This is a genomic window from Streptomyces jeddahensis (genome assembly GCF_001642995.1).
Taxonomy (GTDB): Bacteria; Actinomycetota; Actinomycetes; order Streptomycetales; family Streptomycetaceae; genus Streptomyces; species Streptomyces jeddahensis.
The window spans coordinates 22,702-37,911 of record NZ_LOHS01000041.1; the positions used below are offsets into that span (position 1 = coordinate 22,702).

Consider the following 15,210-nt stretch of genomic DNA (forward strand, 5'->3'; position numbering starts at 1 on the left):
CCTCACGCCCGCCCCTGACCTGCACGTCCGCGGTCAGCCCTTGATCAGCACTTGGATCCGCACTTCATGTCTTGGTTTGAATCCTTCATCCTCGGACTCGTCCAGGGGCTGACCGAGTTCCTCCCCATCTCGTCCAGCGCCCATCTGCGGCTGACCGCGGCCTTCGCGGGGTGGCACGACCCGGGTGCCGCGTTCACGGCCATCACCCAGATCGGCACGGAGACGGCCGTGCTGATCTACTTCCGCAAGGACATCGCGCGGATCGTCTCGGCGTGGTTCCGGTCACTCGCCGACAAGACCATGCGCAGCGACCACGACGCGCAGATGGGCTGGCTGGTGATCGTCGGTTCGCTGCCGATCGGTGTGCTGGGTGTGACGTTCAAGGACCAGATCGAGGGTCCGTTCCGCGATCTCCGGCTGATCGCCACCACGCTCATCGTGATGGGCGTCGTCCTCGGCATAGCGGACCGTCTCGCGGCGCGCGACGAGAACGGCGGCAAGCACCGCGCGGTGAAGGAGCGCAAGACGCTCCGGGAACTGGGCGTACGGGACGGCCTGATCTACGGCGTGTGCCAGGCGATGGCACTGGTGCCCGGCGTCTCCCGGTCGGGCGCCACGATCAGCGGCGGCCTCCTCATGGGCTACAAGCGCGAGGCCGCGGCGCGCTACTCCTTCCTCCTGGCCATCCCCGCGGTGCTGGCCTCCGGACTCTTCGAACTCAAGGACGCGGGCGAGGGCGGCCATGTCTCCTGGGGCCCGACGATCTTCGCCACGCTCATCGCCTTCGCGGTCGGATACGCGGTCATCGCGTGGTTCATGAAGTTCATCTCGACCAAGAGCTTCATGCCCTTCGTGTACTACCGCGTCCTGCTGGGCATCGTTCTGTTCGCCCTGGTGGCGACCGGGGTCCTCAGCCCGCACGCGGGCGAGTCCGCCGGCTGAGGCAGACAGGCGCGAGGCCCCAGCACGCGGTGCAGCGTGCACGCCTCTTGGCGCGGCACGCCGTGTGCCCAAGACTGGGCCGAATGACGCAGCGCATGGAACTCGCGACCGTGATGGACCGGCTCGCCATCGATGCACTGATCACCGACTACGCGGTGGCCGTCGACGACGGTGACTGGGCGGCGTACCGAGGGCTGTTCACCCCTGACGGCCGGGCGGACTACCGTTCGGCCGGCGGTATCGAGGGGGACGCCGCGCAGGTCGCCGGGTGGCTGGCCGGCGCGATGGAGCTCTTCCCGATGCGGCAGCATCTGATCGTCAACCGCCGCCTGCGGTTCGCGGTCCTGGACCACGACACCGGCGACGCCGCGCGTGTTCAGGCCGACTACGTCAATCCGATGCGGTTCGCGGGAGGCGATGGGGGCGACGGGGCGTCCGCCACGGCGTCCCCGGCTCCGGACTTCGTCTGCGGCGGCCGTTACGCGTTCTCGCTCCTGCGTACCGACAGCGGCTGGCGACTGCGCCAGGTCGTCGTACAGGAGAAGTGGCGCCGCAGCCCGCAGACACAGCAGGCACCCGCCGTCACCTGAGCCCTGCCGGGCGGCAGCCGGCCCAGCCGGGCATGTTTCCTCGTACGGCCCGTTGGGGTGCCCTCATGCCCCCTGTCCGAGATCGTCGCGGACGCGCACACTGGACGCAGGAACCGGGCTGCGGGGATCTCGGAGGCGGCGCCGGGCTGCAGGGGATGGGAGGCGCGGCATGGACGTGGTCGGCGCACACCGCCTCGATGTGCGACGCGTGCGGCGACTCGACGCTCGGCTCGTCGGCGGGGGCGGGTGGCGCGCGCGCCTCGACTCGCCGTGGTGGCGCGGCGCGGCGGTCGTCGTGGCCGGTGCGCTGCCGGCGCTCGCCTTCCCGTCCCCGTCGTTGTGGTGGTTCGCCTACGTCGCGCTCGTGCCGTGGATCCTGCTGGCACGTTCGGCCGGTACGGAGCGCCGGGCGGTGCTCGACGGGTGGCTCGGCGGCCTCGGCTTCATGCTGGCCGTGCACCATTGGCTGCTGCCCAGCCTTCACGTGTTCACGTTCGTGCTCGCGGCGCTCCTCGCACTGCTGTGGGCGCCGTGGGGCTGGCTGGTGCGGCATGTGCTGGGCGGGCGGCCCACGCGGGGCCGGATTCTGGCCGCGCTGGTCGTCGTGCCGTCGGGCTGGCTGATGATCGAGCTGGTCAGGTCCTGGCAGGGACTGGGCGGCCCATGGGGTCTGCTCGGCTCCAGCCAGTGGCAGGTTGCACCGGCGCTGCGGCTCGCCTCGCTGGGCGGGGTGTGGCTGACCAGTCTGGCCGTCGTCGCCGTCAACACCGCGGTCGCGGCGCTCCTCTCGGTCCGTGCGGCGCGGGTTCCGGCCGTGGCCGGGCTGGTCGCCGTCGCGATCGCCGGCACCGCGGCCTGGGTCTGGGCGCCGCGGCCCGAGCCGGACGGAAGCACCCGTATCGCCGTCGTGCAGCCGGGGGTGATCAACGGCGTCGGTGGCCCGGAGAAGCGCTTCGCCCGCGAGGAGGCCCTCACCCGGACCCTGGCCGGCCAGGACCTGGACCTCGTCGTGTGGGGCGAGAGCAGTGTGGGCTACGACCTGTCCGCGCGCCCCGACCTGGCGGACCGCCTTGCGGTCCTGTCCCGGGAGGTCGGCGCCGACGTCCTGGTGAACGTGGACGCCCGCCGCGCCGACCGGCCCGGCATCTACAAGAGCTCGGTCCTCGTCGGACCGGACGGCCCGACCGGCGCCCGCTACGACAAGATGCGGCTGGTGCCCTTCGGCGAATACATACCGGCCCGCTCCCTCCTGGGCTGGGTCACGTCCGTGGGCAAGGCCGCGGGCGAGGACCGTATGCGCGGCACCCGCCAGGTGGTGATGCCGGTGAGCGGCGGCCCCTCGGTCGGGCCGCTGGTCTGCTTCGAGTCGGCCTTCCCCGACATGAGCCGCGCCCTCACCCGGGACGGCGCGCAGGTGCTGCTCGCCCAGTCGGCGACCTCCACCTTCCAGGACAGCTGGGCCCCGCAGCAGCACGCGTCACTGGCGGCGATCCGCGCCGCCGAGACGGGCCGCCCGATGGTGCACGCCACGCTCACCGGGGTTTCCGCCGTGTACGGCCCGAGCGGCGAGCGGATCGGCGCCCCGCTCGGCACGAACGCGAGCACCGCCGCGGTCTACGAGGTGCCGCTGGCCCAGGGCACGACCCCGTATGTCCGGTTCGGCGACTGGCCTGTGCACACCGCCCTCGCCGTACTGATCGCGCTGTGCGCCGCCGAGGTCGTACTGGCCCTCAGGCGCCCTGCTCCTCGACGGCCCGTACGACCCGCTCGCACAGCTCATGGGTCGCCAGCGCATCCCGCGCGCTGAGCACCTTGCCCGCGCGTACGGCGTCGAGGAACGCGAGCACGGCCTGCTCGATGCCGCGCTGACGGGCCACCGGGACCCAGTCCCCGCGCCGCCGGACGGTCGGCTGCCCCTTGTGGTCGACGACCTCGGCGAGGTTGAGCACCTGCCGCTTGGTGTCCTGCCCGGACACCTCGAGGATCTCCTCCGTGGAGCCGCTGAGCCGGTTCATGATGCCGATCGCGGTGAATCCGTCCCCGCCCAGTTGCAGGACGACGTGGTGCAGCAGCCCCTTCTCGAGGCGTGCCCGCACACCGAAGTGGTCGATCGGGCCGGGCGCCAGGAAGCGCAGGGTGTCGACGACGTGGATGAAGTCGTCGAGCACGAGCGAGCGGGGGCGTGAGGGCAGGCCGATGCGGTTCTTCTGCATCACGATCAGGTCGCGCGGGTGCTCGGTGCACTGGGCGTAGCCGGGCGCGAAGCGCCGGTTGAAGCCCACGGCGAGGCTGGTGTTCCGCTCCTCCGCGAGACCGACGAGCCGCTCGGAGTCCGCGAACTCGTACGCGAGCGGCTTGTCGACGTAGGTCGCGACGCCCGCCTCGAGGAGGCGCGCGGCGATCTCGGGGTGCACCTCGGTCGGCGCGTGCACGAAGGCCGCGTCGAGGTCCTGGGCGAGCAGTGCGTCCAGGTCGGCGTGGCAGCGCTCGGCGGGAATGTGGTGGATGGCGGCGGTCCGCTCGAGCGTCGCCGGCGTACGCGTCTGCAGATGCAGTTCGACGCCCGGCTGCGTGGTGAGCACGGGCAGATACGCCTTCTGCGCGATGTCACCGAGTCCGATGCAGCCGACCTTCACTGATGTTCTCCTCGCCTGGTGGGGGGACGCCCGGACGCCCCGGTGCGGGCCCGTTCAGGTGCGGGGACCCGTCCGGGTGCGGACAGGTGCAGGACGCGGTCAGGTGCGGGCCCGGTCGCGTGTTCCCGAAGCATACGGCTGTTGCGGCGGCCGCCAGTCGGCGATGCCGTCGAAGGTGCGCAGGACGACCCCGGGCCCGAGCCGGGAGACGGCGGACATGAGCGCGGTGCGTATCGCCACCCCGGGACGGCTGTCGACGGCCTGCAGCCGGGCGACCTGTGCGGCCTTGCGAACGATCGCGGAGGTACGCGGCAGGCGCTCGGCACTGTAGGTGGCGAGGCCGGCGCCCAGGTCGCCGCCGGGTGGTGCGTGGTGGGCGAGCACGATGGCGTCCTCGATGGCCTGGTTGCCGCCCTGGCCGAGGGTGGGCGCCATGGCGTGCGCCGCGTCGCCGACGAGGGCGGTCCTGCCCCGGTGGAAGGCGGGCAGCGGTGTGGCCATGTGGTGGATGTCGTTGCGCAGCACCGGTCCGCCCGCGGCCGCGGCGATGATCGCCGGGATCGGGTCGTGCCAGTCGCCGAACCGGCGCAGCAGTTCGGCCTGTTCGCCGTCCGGCGCGTGGTCGCCGACGGGCGCCGCGGCGGCGGCGTAGGCGTAGATCCGGCCGTCCTTGAGCGGCTGTGTGCCCCAGAGCGCGCCGCGGCCCCAGGTCTCGTGCGGCTCGAAGGGCTGCTCCGGTGCGTCCTCGGCAGCGATGAGCACCCGCCACGCGGTGAGTCCGGTGTACGACGGTCCCGGGTGGGACGGGAACAGGACGCCGCGTACGGCCGAATTGATGCCGTCGGCGCCGACGACGAGGTCGGCCTCCAGGTCCCCGTCCGGCGTGCTGACGACGGCGCGGCGGCCGCCCGCGACGCCGGGCTCGGCGACGGCGGCCGGGGCTCCTGTGCGGATGACGCCTTCGGGCAGCCGGGAGGCGATGCGGTCGACGAGGGTCGCGCGGTGGAGCATGACGATCGGCCCGCCGAACCGTTCCCGCGCGGCCTCGGCGCTCATGCGCGAGACCCAGCGGCCGTCGGGCGTGCGCATGCCCCCGTCGCCCTGCCAGGCGGCGAGCGAGCGGATCTCGTCGCCGAGGCCGATGACGTCCAGGGCGCGCTGCGCGTTGGGGGCGAGGGCGATCCCCGCCCCGACCGGCTCCAGCGAGACGGCACGCTCGAGCACGGTCACCTGCCAGCCGCGCTGATACAGGGCGACCGCGGCGGTGAGCCCGCCGATACCGCTGCCGATGACGACGGCGTGGGACGTGGTCATGTCTCCTCCAGGTCCAGGGTGCTCCGGTCGCCGCTTACTACACCTGTAGTGATGCGCCTCGCCTCGAAAGTACTACATCTGTAGTGAGCGCGATAGGTTGTCGCCATGCCCGTAAGCACCGCCCACGGCACCCCTCGCGCCGAACTGATCGCCGACACCGCCCTCGCGCTGCTCGCCGAACGCGGTCTGCGCGGCCTCACGCACCGGGCGGTGGACGAGGCGGCGGGGCTCCCTCAGGGCTCGACGTCCAATCTCGCCCGCACCCGTCAGGCGCTCCTCGAAGTGGCCGTACGGCGTCAGGCGGAGCGGGAGGCGCAGGTCCTCACGCCGGACGAACTGCCGGATCCCGCGGCGGGCCTGCGGTCGATGACCGACGGACTGGCGCTGGCGCTGCACCGCTATCTGACAGATCACCGCGATCTGCTGGTCTCCCGGTACGAGCTGGCGCTGGAGGCCACCCGCAGACCCGAGTTGCGCGCCTTCTACGACGCGACGGGCCGGCAGTTCCGGGAACCGCTCACCGCGCTGCTGCGCGCTGCGGGTTCCCCGGATCCCGAGCGCCACACCCTCTCGCTGGTGGCCTGGTGCGACGGCCTGCTGTTCTCGTGCGTGGCGGGGTCGTTCCATGCGTCGGTGCCGACCCTGGAGGAGCTGCGGGCAGGCTTCCGGGAACTGCTCAACGGGATGCTGAAGGGGAGGCTTGGCGAATAACTGCTGGTAACCCAGCGGCTGTTCCACCAGGATGGCGCCCATGACGACACAGTCCACGCACCGCACCGAGACGCCCACGACCGCCGGCGAACGCGCCATGCTGGAGGCATGGCTGGAGTTCCACCGCACGACCCTTGCCATGAAGTGCGAGGGCCTCGACGACGAGCAGCTCCGCCGCGCCTCCGTTCCTCCGTCGGACCTGACGCTGCTCGGGCTCGTCCGGCACATGGCCGAGGTCGAACGAGCGTGGTTCCGCAGGGTGCTGGCCAACGAGGACGCCCCGCCGATCTACTACACCGACGCCGACCGGGACGGCGACTTCCATCTCACCGAATCCGACACCCGCGAGGCGGCGTTCCCGGTCTGGCAGGCCGAGATCGAGGCGGCACGCGCCCTGGCGGCGCAGTACGAACTGGACGATCTCGCCACCGGTAAGCACCGCAGCGGTGAACCGTTCAACCTCCGGTGGATCTACGTGCACATGATCGAGGAGTACGCCCGCCACAACGGCCACGCGGACCTGCTGCGCGAATGCATCGACGGGACGACGGGCGACTGACGCCCACGGGCTGAGGCCGTGCCGACGGCACGCGACGGCGAGCGGCGGCGCGCGGCAGCGAGCGCGGGCGCGGGGGCACGGCCCGCCGGGAGAGTGGTCCGGGTAACGCGGAGTCACCCGTGCGGAGCAACCTCCGCTTGTCCGCTCCCCAAGAGACGTGGGACGCAGCAGAGTTGCGCAGGTGCATCGAACGACGACAGCGCTGCTGATGATGATGGCGGCCACAGCGGTCCCGGCGCTCTCCGGCTGCGTGACCGTGGAACGCTCCTCCGCCCCCCGCCTGCAGCCCTCGACGGCCCCTTCGCCCCTCGCCTCACCGGCACCGAAGAGCGGCGAAAAGGCCGAGCCCCAAATCGTGCAGGCGCCGGCCCGTGAAGCGCTGGAGCTCATCGAGTCGTCCCGCCGCGCCTCGCCGCCCTCCGGCCCGCACACCTCCGGCCCCGCGTCACCGCGACCGGCGCCCCGCCGCTCCCACCACCACCCGGAGCCGTCAACCCGCCCCAAGGTCCCTCGTTTCCAGCCCCGGCCCGCACAGCCCCTGCCGGACCACCACTCGGGCATGGACTTCTGCGACCTCGGCAGGGAGTACGGCCGCTGGCAGCCGAACAGCCCACAGGAGGCCGCCTGCCGGGACATGTACGGCCGTTGAGCCGCTCCGTGCTCCGCGTGCGTGCCTACGGCTCCTGGCGCGGCGGCCCCAGCGGCCCTTCCCGCGAAGGCCCCGAGCCGCCCTCGGCCTCTCCCCCGCCGACTCCCCCTCCCCCTTCTCCTTCCCCTTCGCCTTCGCCCAGCCTGAACTCCAGCCTCCCGATGGCAGCCCGGATGCCGTCCCCGTAGCTGTCGTCCCCCAGCGCACCCACCGCACCTCGCGCCCGGCTCAGATGGGTGCGCGCTGCCTCCGACCGTCCCAGCTTGATGTAGTCGGCCGCCAGGTTGAGATGCAGCGACGGATACAGGGCGCGCACCGCGAGGGACTGGTGGTGCCGGGCCAGCCGCCCGTCCGTCAGCTCCTCGGCCGCCGACAGTGCGCGCAGGTCCCAGGCCAGTTCGTCCGCCGGGTCGTCCTGGGTGTCCGCCATGTAGTGGGCGAGCGTGCAGCGGTGGAGGGGGTCGCCGTCCTCGCCGATCTCCGACCAGAGGCCCAGGAAGCGGTCCCGCGCCTCCGCGCGGTCGCCGCCCCGATGCAGCATGATCACTTGGCCGATGCGGGTCATCATGGCGTCGTCCGCCGCCTGCTCCTGCTGCTCCGCCACCGCGTCCTCCACGCCCGTACGACGATCGTTCTCACGCATCGCGACGGTATCGGCCGCGGCCGGGAATCCCGGTCAGGCGCGGCGCCTTGGCGCACTGTGGGCGGGTCCGGCGCGGCGCCTTGGCGCACTGTGGGCGGGTCCGGCGACGGCCCGGCCCACCGTGGACGCGTGCCCTGCCCGGCCCACGGCGTCAGCCGAGATCCGGGATCCGCCAGTCGATCGGGGCGTGCCCCTGCGCTGCCACCGCCTCGTTGATCTGCGTGAAGGGACGCGAGCCGAAGAACTTCCGGGCGGAGAGCGGTGAGGGGTGCGCTCCCTTCACCACCACATGCCGCGTCTCGTCGATCAGCGGGAGCTTCTTCTGTGCGTAGTTGCCCCACAGCACGAAGACGGCCGGGTCGGGCCGCTCGGCCACGGCGCGGATCACCGCGTCCGTGAACTTCTCCCAGCCCTTGCCCTTGTGCGAGTTGGCCTCCCCGGCGCGGACCGTCAGCACGGCGTTGAGCAGCAGCACGCCCTGCTTCGCCCACGGCATGAGGTACCCGTTGTCCGGTACGGGGTGGCCGAGCTCCTCCTGCATCTCCTTGTAGATGTTGCGCAGCGACGGAGGCGTCCGCACGCCGGGCCGGACGGAGAAGCACAGGCCGTGGCCCTGCCCCTCGCCGTGATACGGGTCCTGGCCGAGAATCAGCACCTTGACCTGGTCGTACGGCGTCGCGTCCAGCGCGGCGAAGACCTCTTCACGTGGCGGGTAGACGGGACCCTTCGCACGCTCCTCCTCGACGAAGTCGGCGAGCTCCTTGAAGTAGGGCTTCTGGAGCTCCTCGCCGAGAACGCCGCGCCAGGACTCGGGCAGCATGGCGGTGTCGGTCACGTCAACATCCTCCGTAGTGCGGTCAGTTCACGGCCGCATCGCATACGGCCGCTTCCACACCGCAGAACCTACCTGCGACCACTGACAATCGAGGATGGCTCCCCTCATGATCACGGGCATACACGGGAGCTCGTGACCATCACCTCATGATCACGAGTTCCCGGTCAACAGCGGAAGGGCCGGCCCCGCAGCCCCTGCCCCCGGCTACCAGCTCGTCTTGCGCTGCAGCTCCCACATCATCATGATCGTCGACGGATCCAGGGCGCGCTCGGCACCGGCGATCTCGTCGCTGGCCGCCACGTACTGCTTGCCCTGCCACAGCGGAAGCAGCCGCGCGTCGTCGACGAGGATCTCCTGTGCCCGCTCGAACTGCTTGACGACCGCACCCCGGTCGCTCTCCCTGCGGGACTCGGGCAGCAGCTCATCGGTGATCTCAGGAGCCGCGTAGGGCGTGCCGAGCGCGTTCTCCTGGCCCACGAAGGGCGCGATGAAGTTCTCCGCGTCGGGGAAGTCCGGGAACCAGCCGCGGCCGAACACCGGGTACTCGCCCTTGCTGTACCCCTCCACGTACGTCTTCCAGGGGCGGCCCTTGACCGTGACGTCGAACAGGCCGGAGGCGTTCAGCTGCCGCTTGATCTCCTGGAACTCAGGGGCGGTGGCGGAGCCGTAGCGGTCGGTGGTGTACCAGAGGGTCAGCGGAACCTTCTCGGTGATCCCTGCCGCGGTCAGGATGCCCTTGGCCTTCTCGACGCTCGGCTCGCCGAAGCGGTCGAAGAAGCCGGTCGTGTGCCCGGCGAGCCCGCGGGGCACCATCGAGTACAGCGGTTCGACCGTGTTCTTGTAGATCTTGTCCGCGATGGCGCCACGGTCGATGAGCTGGGCGATCGCCTTGCGGACGGCCGGCTTCCGCGCCCAGGGGTCCTTGGGGTTGAAGACCAGGTAGCTGATCTCCATGCCGGCGCCCTCGGTGAGCTGGAGGTCCTCCTGCGAAGCATGGCTCTGCAGTTCGACGACGTCCTCGGCGGCGAGCCCACGGAGGATCACATCGATCTGCTTCTCCTTGAGGGCGTCGAACATCTTGCCCGAGTCCTGGAAGTAGCGGATGGTGACGGCGCTGTTCTTCCGGTCGGCCAGCCCCTTGTAGGTGGGGTTGCCGGCCAGGTCGGCCTCCTTGCCGTCCTCGTACGCCTCGAGGGTGTACGGACCTGAGCCCGTGACCTGGCCGTCCTTGCGGAGCGCGTTCGCCGGGTACTCGGCGGGGTCGACGATCGACATGGCCGGGGTGGCCAGGACGAACGGGAAGGTGGTGTCGGGCTTGTTGAGGTGGAAGATGACGTCCAGGTCGCCCTTCGTCTCCACCTTGTCCAGGCTGCCGAGCAGACCGGCCGGGCCGCCCGCCAGATCGATGTTCAGGATCCGGTCTATGGAGTGCTTGACGGCCTCGGCGTCGAGGGTGTCCCCGTTGGAGAACTTCATGCCGGCGCGGAGCGTGCAGCGGTAGGTGCGGTTCGAGGTATCGGTGAACTCGCAGTTCTCGGCGGCGTCAGGCTCGGGCTCCGACGCCCCGGAGGGGTAGCTCAGCAGCGTTTGGTAGATGTTCCGGAAGAGTTCCCATGAGCCGTCCCAGGAGGCTGCCGGATCCAGCGTGCTGGGGGCACTGGTCGTTCCCACAACGATCTTCTGCTGGTCCTCGTCGTCTCCGGAGGACACCAGACCACACCCGGCGAGCAGGGATATGGAGGCCAGAGCCGCCACATACCGCAGAGATTTGATCCGGTAGAACACGCGCACGCTCCTCGATCAGCCATGCCATGAGTCGGCAGACCATACCGCAGTGCCCCGCCGGGCCATTCAGGCGTCCCAGCGGGGCACGAGAGTGCGACGTCACTGCTGAGGCGTCGCTCCGTTATACGGCCTTTGTGATGCGGCTGTGTTACGCGGCCCTCATCACCCGACGCCCGCGTTCAGGAAGATCCCGCCGTCGATCACGAGCGTCTGTCCGGTGATCCAGCCGGCCTGGTCGGAGGCGAGGAATGCGGCCGCGCCGGCGATGTCCTCGGGCACGCCGAGCCGGCCGAGCGGGTATGCGGCGGCCGCTTCCGCCTCGCGCCCCTCGTACAGGGCCGTGGCGAACTTGGTCTTCACCACGGCCGGGGCGATCGCGTTGACCCTCACCTGGGGCGCGAACTCGTGCGCCAGCTGCTGGGTCAGGTTCACCATGGCGGCCTTGCTCATGCCGTACGCCCCGATGAAGGGGGACGCCGAGATGCCGGCCACGGAGGCGATGTTGACGATCGCGCCGCCGTTGTCCTTCTGCCAGGCCTTCCAGGTCTGCTGGGCGAAGCCGAGCGCCGAGAGGACGTTGGTCTCGTATACCTTGCGCGCCACGTCGAGGTCGAGGTCGGCCATGGGCCCGAAGACCGGGTTCGTGCCGGCGTTGTTCACCAGGTAGTCGACCCGGCCGAAGGCCTCCATGGCGCGCGCCACGGCGTCGGCCTGGTGCGCCACGTCGTGGGCCTTGCCCGCGACGCCGATGACGCGGTCGGCGCCGAGCTTGTCGACGGCCTCCTTCAGCGCCTCCTCGCCCCGGCCGGTGATGCACACCCGGTCGCCGCGGGCGACAAGCGCCTCGGCGATGGCGTAGCCGATGCCGCGGCTGGCTCCCGTGACGAGGGCGACCTTGCCGCTGTCGTGCACAGTCATGATCGGTGGCTCTCCGTGGTCAGTTGAGCGGGCCGCCGGCCACGTACAGGACCTGGCCGGAGACGAAGCCGGCCGCCTCGCCCGTGAAGAAGGCGACGGCGTTGGCGATGTCCTCCGGCTCGCCCACCCGCTGCACCGGGATCTGCGTGGCGGCCGCGGCCTTGAACTCCTCGAAGCCCATCTTGACGCGCTCGGCGGTGGCCTTGGTCATCTCGGTGGCGATGAAGCCGGGGGCGACGGCGTTGGCGGTGATGCCGAACTTGCCGAGCTCGATCGCGAGGGTCTTGGTGAGACCCTGCAGGCCGGCCTTGGCGGCCGAGTAGTTGGCCTGGCCGCGGTTGCCCAGGGCCGAGGAGGAGGACAGGTTGACGATGCGGCCGAAGCCGGCGTCGACCATGTGCTTCTGGCAGGCCCGGGCCATCAGGAACGAGCCGCGCAGGTGCACGTTCATGACCGTGTCCCAGTCGGAGACGCTCATCTTGAACAGCAGGTTGTCGCGGAGCACGCCCGCGTTGTTGACCAGGATCGTCGGGGCGCCGAGCTCCTCGGCGATGCGCGCGACGGCGGCTTCCACCTGGGCCTCGTCGGAGACGTCGCAGCCGACCGCGATGGCCCTGCCGCCGGCGGCGGTGATCTGCTCCACGGTGTCCTTGCACGCGGCCTCGTCGAGATCGATCACGGCGACGGCACGGCCCTCGTCGGCCAGTCGTACGGCGGTCGCGGCGCCGATGCCGCGCGCGGCCCCCGTGACCACGGCAACACGCTGCTCGGTGGTGGACATGCTTGGTTCTCCTCGCCCTTGGAAAGCCTTGAGGCCTTTCGAGCCCGGAGGCTCGAAAGCCCGGACAGTGCTGATGGCGGCTCATGGCGGTACGCCCCTTTGGGTGAGCAACCGCTTAGTACCTTCAGCAGACGTGACGCTAGAAGCCCTGGCACTCGGTGTCAACGGCACCCCCGCCCCCTGTGACGGATTACCTCGCCGCCCCTGAAGTCAGCCGGCGGCGATCAGCGCACCAGCAGGTCGAGCAGCCGCTCCACCTCGGTCTGGGGGTCGGCCGTCAGCCCGGTGTGCACCGGGCCCGGCTGTACGACGGTGGAGCGCGGCGCGATCAGCCAGCGGAAACGCCGTCCGGCGTCGTCGCCGGCGGCCTGGCCCGCGGCCTCGCCTCCGCGGCAGACGCCCTCGACGGCGCGCAGCGCGGCCCGTATGCCGGTGACGTCCGCGTCGGGGTCCAGCGCCGCCAGTTTCCTCTCGTCAAGATGGGTGCGGGCGGCCACGAAGGACTTGGCGCGGCAGTAGACCACGACGCCCGCGTTGAACTGCTCTCCCCGTTCCACGCGCGGCACGACGCGCAGCACCGCGTACTCGAACACGTCCCAGCCGGTCGGATCCGTCATGCCGCCTCGCCTTTCCGTGCGGACGCATTGGGTGAGGATGCGCCGGAGGTGAACCAGCCCGGAGCCGGCGGGCGCGGATGCTCGGCGGGTGCGCCGAGGGTGATCCGCTCGTGCACCGACGCGGCGCGCGGCAGCAGGGCCGACACATAGGCGCGGCGCACCTCGTCCGCGCTGCCGAAGCCGGCCTCGCCGGTGAGCCACTCGTCGGGGACGTCGGCGACCACCTCGGTGAGGAGTTCTTCCGTGACGCGCGGGGCGAGCTCTGCGGCGGCGGTCGCGATGTCCGGCCCGAAGGGCGCGAGGGCGTGGTCGGACGCGTCGTACGGCCTGGCGGCCGCGGCCCCGGCCGCCGGCCAGTTGTGGTGCCAGATCATGGTCGCGCCATGGTCGATGAGCCAGAGGTCCCCGCGCCACACCAGGAGGTTGGGGTTGCGCCACGAGCGGTCCACGTTGCCCACCAGCGCGTCGAACCACACGACACGCCCGGCCTCGAACGGATCCACCCGGTACGCCAGGGAGTCGAAGCCGATGGCGCCCGGCAGATACTCCATGCCGAGGTTGAGGCCGCCGCTGGACTTCAGCAGGTCCTGCACCTCGGAGTCGGGCTCGCCCAGGCCGAGCACGGGGTCGAGCCGGATGCCCACAAGCCGCGGCACGCGCAGCCCGAGTCGCCGGGCCAGCGTTCCGCAGATCACTTCCGCGACGAGCGTCTTCCGGCCCTGTCCGGCGCCGGTGAACTTCATGACGTACGTGCCGAAGGTGCCGCGGCCACCGTCGGCTTCGACGAGACCGGGGAGCGATCCACCCTCCCGCAACGGAGTGATATATCGATTTGCTGTCACTTCTGTGAGCATTGCCCCAGGCTACTGCCGGGCACATAGGCTTTCGATCACCTTCTTGCCGCCACGTCCGGCCGCGGTTGCTCTGCGCCCGAAGAGACAGATGAAACAGTTGAACCACGTGCCGCTCCGGCGCGTATGAGATTCGGCAAGAGATCGCAGACCGCCCAGAACCACCATGGAAGGAACCCAGCAATGACCGTTTCGCAGGGGTCTGTCCCCAAGCCGTCCCGCCGGACCGTCGTCACGGCGGTGGGCGCAGCCGGACTGACCGCCGCGCTGGCCGCGTGCGGCAGCTCGGAGGAGTCCGGTAGCACGGATTCCGCCGAGTCGACGCCTGCCACCGAGTCGTCGGGGTCCTCCTCGGCGGCCGGCGGGGGTGCCGCGGGCACGGTCCTCGCCAAGACCTCGGACATCCCGGTGGGCGGCGGCAAGATCTTCAGTGACCAGAAGGTCGTGGTGACCCAGCCGACCGAGGGCAAGTTCAAGGCGTTCACGAACATCTGCTCCCATCAGCAGTGCCCGGTGACCAGTGTGTCCGACGGCACCATCAACTGCCCTTGCCACAACAGCAAGTTCTCCATCGACGACGGCAGTGTGAAGCAGGCGCCCGCCACGCAGCCGCTGGCCGCCATGGAGATCCAGGTGTCCGGCGAGGAGATCCGGCTGGTGTAGCCGGGCACGCTCAGCGAGCGCGGCGGGGGCGTTTCCAGCAGCCGATGATGTCCTCTGTCGTCGTGATCGTGGCGACCAGAGCGAGCGTGTTGCGGATCATCGCGGGGGTGTAGTCGGAGGGCACCCCCGCGATGGCGTCCGCCGGCACGACGGCCGTGTAGCCGAGATTGACCGCGTCGAAGACGGCGTTGGGGATTGCGACGTTCGCCGAGACGCCTGTCACGACCAGGGTGCGGCAGCCGAGGTTGCGCAGCAGGGCGTCCACGTCGGTGCCTGCCAGGGGCGACAGGCCGTGCAGCCGTCGTACGACGAGGTCCGCCTCGGCCACCCGGATGGGCTCGGCGACACGCACCGCGCGCGTGCCCGACAGCTGCTGTACGGGAAGCCGCTCCGCGGCACGGAAGAGCCGGGCGTTGCTGTTGGCGCCCCGTCCGTCGGGACGCCGCTCGGCGATGGCGTGCATCACCTGTACGCCGCTCTCGTGGGCGGCGGCGACAAGGCGTCTGATGGCAGCGAGGGCCCCCGACGTACGTGCCTCCTTGGCGAGTTCGGGCAGCGCGCTGTCCGTGCCCACGACACCCTGCTGGCACTCGACCGTGAGCAGCACGGTGTGCGCGGGTGCGAGGAGTGCGCTGAGCTCTGCGTACGACGGCATGGCCCTCCTGTGGTGGGCGATCTCCTATGGCGGGGCTTTCCTGTGGCCGGGGGCTTTCCCG

17 protein-coding genes are annotated in these 15,210 nt (G+C 70.9%); 7 read left to right on the top strand and 10 right to left on the bottom strand.

Going from position 1 to position 15,210, the window contains the following annotated elements:
* The first annotated feature begins 66 nt into the window (after positions 1–66).
* From STSP_RS05380 to lnt, 3 genes are all read left to right on the top strand, one after another.
* On the top strand, positions 67–942 hold the full coding sequence (locus tag STSP_RS05380; RefSeq protein WP_067272846.1) for an undecaprenyl-diphosphate phosphatase: 876 nt from the start codon (positions 67–69) through the stop codon (positions 940–942).
* Between the two features lie 83 nt (positions 943–1,025).
* Complete coding sequence (locus tag STSP_RS05385) at positions 1,026–1,532, top strand: nuclear transport factor 2 family protein (protein WP_067272756.1); 507 nt, start codon at positions 1,026–1,028, stop codon at positions 1,530–1,532.
* Positions 1,533–1,701: 169 nt separating this feature from the next.
* Positions 1,702–3,339, top strand: coding sequence for an apolipoprotein N-acyltransferase (gene lnt, locus STSP_RS05390; RefSeq protein ID WP_078066901.1), 1,638 nt, complete (start codon positions 1,702–1,704; stop codon positions 3,337–3,339).
* Here lnt and STSP_RS05395 read toward each other — a convergent pair.
* Together STSP_RS05395 and STSP_RS05400 are read right to left on the bottom strand one after the other, a co-directional pair.
* Positions 3,263–4,168 carry a Gfo/Idh/MocA family protein gene (locus STSP_RS05395; protein WP_067272760.1) on the bottom strand — a complete coding sequence of 302 codons (906 nt, stop codon included), beginning with the start codon at positions 4,166–4,168 and terminating at the stop codon, positions 3,263–3,265. The two genes, lnt and STSP_RS05395, sit on opposite strands and share 77 nt — an antisense overlap.
* Positions 4,169–4,267: 99 nt before the next feature.
* Positions 4,268–5,482: an FAD-dependent monooxygenase gene (locus tag STSP_RS05400; RefSeq protein WP_067272762.1), complete on the bottom strand. Its 1,215-nt coding sequence runs from the start codon at positions 5,480–5,482 to the stop codon at positions 4,268–4,270.
* Between the two features lie 105 nt (positions 5,483–5,587).
* Between STSP_RS05400 and STSP_RS05405 the strand changes: the two genes are divergently transcribed.
* The 3 genes from STSP_RS05405 to STSP_RS05415 all read left to right on the top strand — a co-directional run bounded on the left by STSP_RS05405 (position 5,588) and on the right by STSP_RS05415 (position 7,401).
* On the top strand, positions 5,588–6,193 hold the full coding sequence (locus STSP_RS05405; protein ID WP_067272765.1) for a TetR/AcrR family transcriptional regulator: 606 nt from the start codon (positions 5,588–5,590) through the stop codon (positions 6,191–6,193).
* Positions 6,194–6,233: 40 nt separating this feature from the next.
* Positions 6,234–6,752: a DinB family protein gene (locus STSP_RS05410; protein WP_067272768.1), complete on the top strand. Its 519-nt coding sequence runs from the start codon at positions 6,234–6,236 to the stop codon at positions 6,750–6,752.
* 181 nt (positions 6,753–6,933) lie between these two features.
* Positions 6,934–7,401 carry a hypothetical protein gene (locus STSP_RS05415; protein ID WP_078066902.1) on the top strand — a complete coding sequence of 156 codons (468 nt, stop codon included), beginning with the start codon at positions 6,934–6,936 and terminating at the stop codon, positions 7,399–7,401.
* A 25-nt stretch (positions 7,402–7,426) separates the two neighbouring features.
* Here the strand turns inward: STSP_RS05415 and STSP_RS05420 are convergent, their stop codons facing one another.
* The 7 genes from STSP_RS05420 to STSP_RS05450 form a co-directional block, all read right to left on the bottom strand.
* Entirely contained in the window at positions 7,427–8,005 is a 579-nt protein-coding gene (locus STSP_RS05420) for a tetratricopeptide repeat protein (RefSeq protein ID WP_067272852.1), read from the bottom strand.
* Positions 8,006–8,195: 190 nt separating this feature from the next.
* Complete coding sequence (gene ung / locus STSP_RS05425; RefSeq protein WP_067272773.1) at positions 8,196–8,879, bottom strand: uracil-DNA glycosylase; 684 nt, start codon at positions 8,877–8,879, stop codon at positions 8,196–8,198.
* A gap of 204 nt (positions 8,880–9,083) precedes the next feature.
* The gene (locus STSP_RS05430) at positions 9,084–10,664 is read right to left on the bottom strand and encodes an ABC transporter substrate-binding protein (protein WP_067272775.1); all 1,581 of its coding nucleotides are present in this window, start codon (positions 10,662–10,664) and stop codon (positions 9,084–9,086) included.
* A 162-nt stretch (positions 10,665–10,826) separates the two neighbouring features.
* Complete coding sequence (locus STSP_RS05435; RefSeq protein ID WP_067272778.1) at positions 10,827–11,582, bottom strand: SDR family oxidoreductase; 756 nt, start codon at positions 11,580–11,582, stop codon at positions 10,827–10,829.
* A 19-nt stretch (positions 11,583–11,601) separates the two neighbouring features.
* A complete protein-coding gene (gene fabG / locus STSP_RS05440; protein ID WP_067272780.1) occupies positions 11,602–12,363 on the bottom strand; it encodes a 3-oxoacyl-ACP reductase FabG in 762 nt (253 codons plus the stop codon).
* Positions 12,364–12,587: 224 nt separating this feature from the next.
* Complete coding sequence (locus tag STSP_RS05445; protein ID WP_067272782.1) at positions 12,588–12,980, bottom strand: DUF3037 domain-containing protein; 393 nt, start codon at positions 12,978–12,980, stop codon at positions 12,588–12,590.
* Positions 12,977–13,834: a HipA family kinase gene (locus STSP_RS05450; RefSeq protein ID WP_067272785.1), complete on the bottom strand. Its 858-nt coding sequence runs from the start codon at positions 13,832–13,834 to the stop codon at positions 12,977–12,979. Before STSP_RS05450 ends, STSP_RS05445 begins: the two co-directional genes overlap by 4 nt.
* A gap of 180 nt (positions 13,835–14,014) precedes the next feature.
* Between STSP_RS05450 and STSP_RS05455 the strand changes: the two genes are divergently transcribed.
* The gene (locus STSP_RS05455) at positions 14,015–14,494 is read left to right on the top strand and encodes a Rieske (2Fe-2S) protein (protein WP_067272788.1); all 480 of its coding nucleotides are present in this window, start codon (positions 14,015–14,017) and stop codon (positions 14,492–14,494) included.
* Between the two features lie 10 nt (positions 14,495–14,504).
* Here STSP_RS05455 and STSP_RS05460 read toward each other — a convergent pair whose 3' ends face one another.
* Positions 14,505–15,149 (bottom strand): cysteine hydrolase, encoded by a 645-nt coding sequence (locus tag STSP_RS05460; RefSeq protein ID WP_067272790.1) that lies wholly within the window; start codon positions 15,147–15,149, stop codon positions 14,505–14,507.
* Positions 15,150–15,210: the final 61 nt, after the last annotated feature.

Excerpts from the sequence above, each read along its gene's own strand:
- STSP_RS05385 (WP_067272756.1), top strand. The coding sequence starts at position 1,026 with ATGACGCAGCGCATGGAACTCGCGACCGTGATGGACCGGCTCGCCATC.
- STSP_RS05435 (WP_067272778.1), bottom strand. The coding sequence starts at position 11,582 with ATGACTGTGCACGACAGCGGCAAGGTCGCCCTCGTCACGGGAGCCAGC.
- STSP_RS05380 (WP_067272846.1), top strand. The coding sequence starts at position 67 with ATGTCTTGGTTTGAATCCTTCATCCTCGGACTCGTCCAGGGGCTGACC.
- STSP_RS05455 (WP_067272788.1), top strand. The coding sequence starts at position 14,015 with ATGACCGTTTCGCAGGGGTCTGTCCCCAAGCCGTCCCGCCGGACCGTC.
- lnt (WP_078066901.1), top strand. The coding sequence starts at position 1,702 with ATGGACGTGGTCGGCGCACACCGCCTCGATGTGCGACGCGTGCGGCGA.
- fabG (WP_067272780.1), bottom strand. The coding sequence starts at position 12,363 with ATGTCCACCACCGAGCAGCGTGTTGCCGTGGTCACGGGGGCCGCGCGC.
- STSP_RS05450 (WP_067272785.1), bottom strand. The coding sequence starts at position 13,834 with ATGCTCACAGAAGTGACAGCAAATCGATATATCACTCCGTTGCGGGAG.
- STSP_RS05460 (WP_067272790.1), bottom strand. The coding sequence starts at position 15,149 with ATGCCGTCGTACGCAGAGCTCAGCGCACTCCTCGCACCCGCGCACACC.
- STSP_RS05445 (WP_067272782.1), bottom strand. The coding sequence starts at position 12,980 with ATGACGGATCCGACCGGCTGGGACGTGTTCGAGTACGCGGTGCTGCGC.
- STSP_RS05405 (WP_067272765.1), top strand. The coding sequence starts at position 5,588 with ATGCCCGTAAGCACCGCCCACGGCACCCCTCGCGCCGAACTGATCGCC.
- STSP_RS05410 (WP_067272768.1), top strand. The coding sequence starts at position 6,234 with ATGACGACACAGTCCACGCACCGCACCGAGACGCCCACGACCGCCGGC.
- STSP_RS05400 (WP_067272762.1), bottom strand. The coding sequence starts at position 5,482 with ATGACCACGTCCCACGCCGTCGTCATCGGCAGCGGTATCGGCGGGCTC.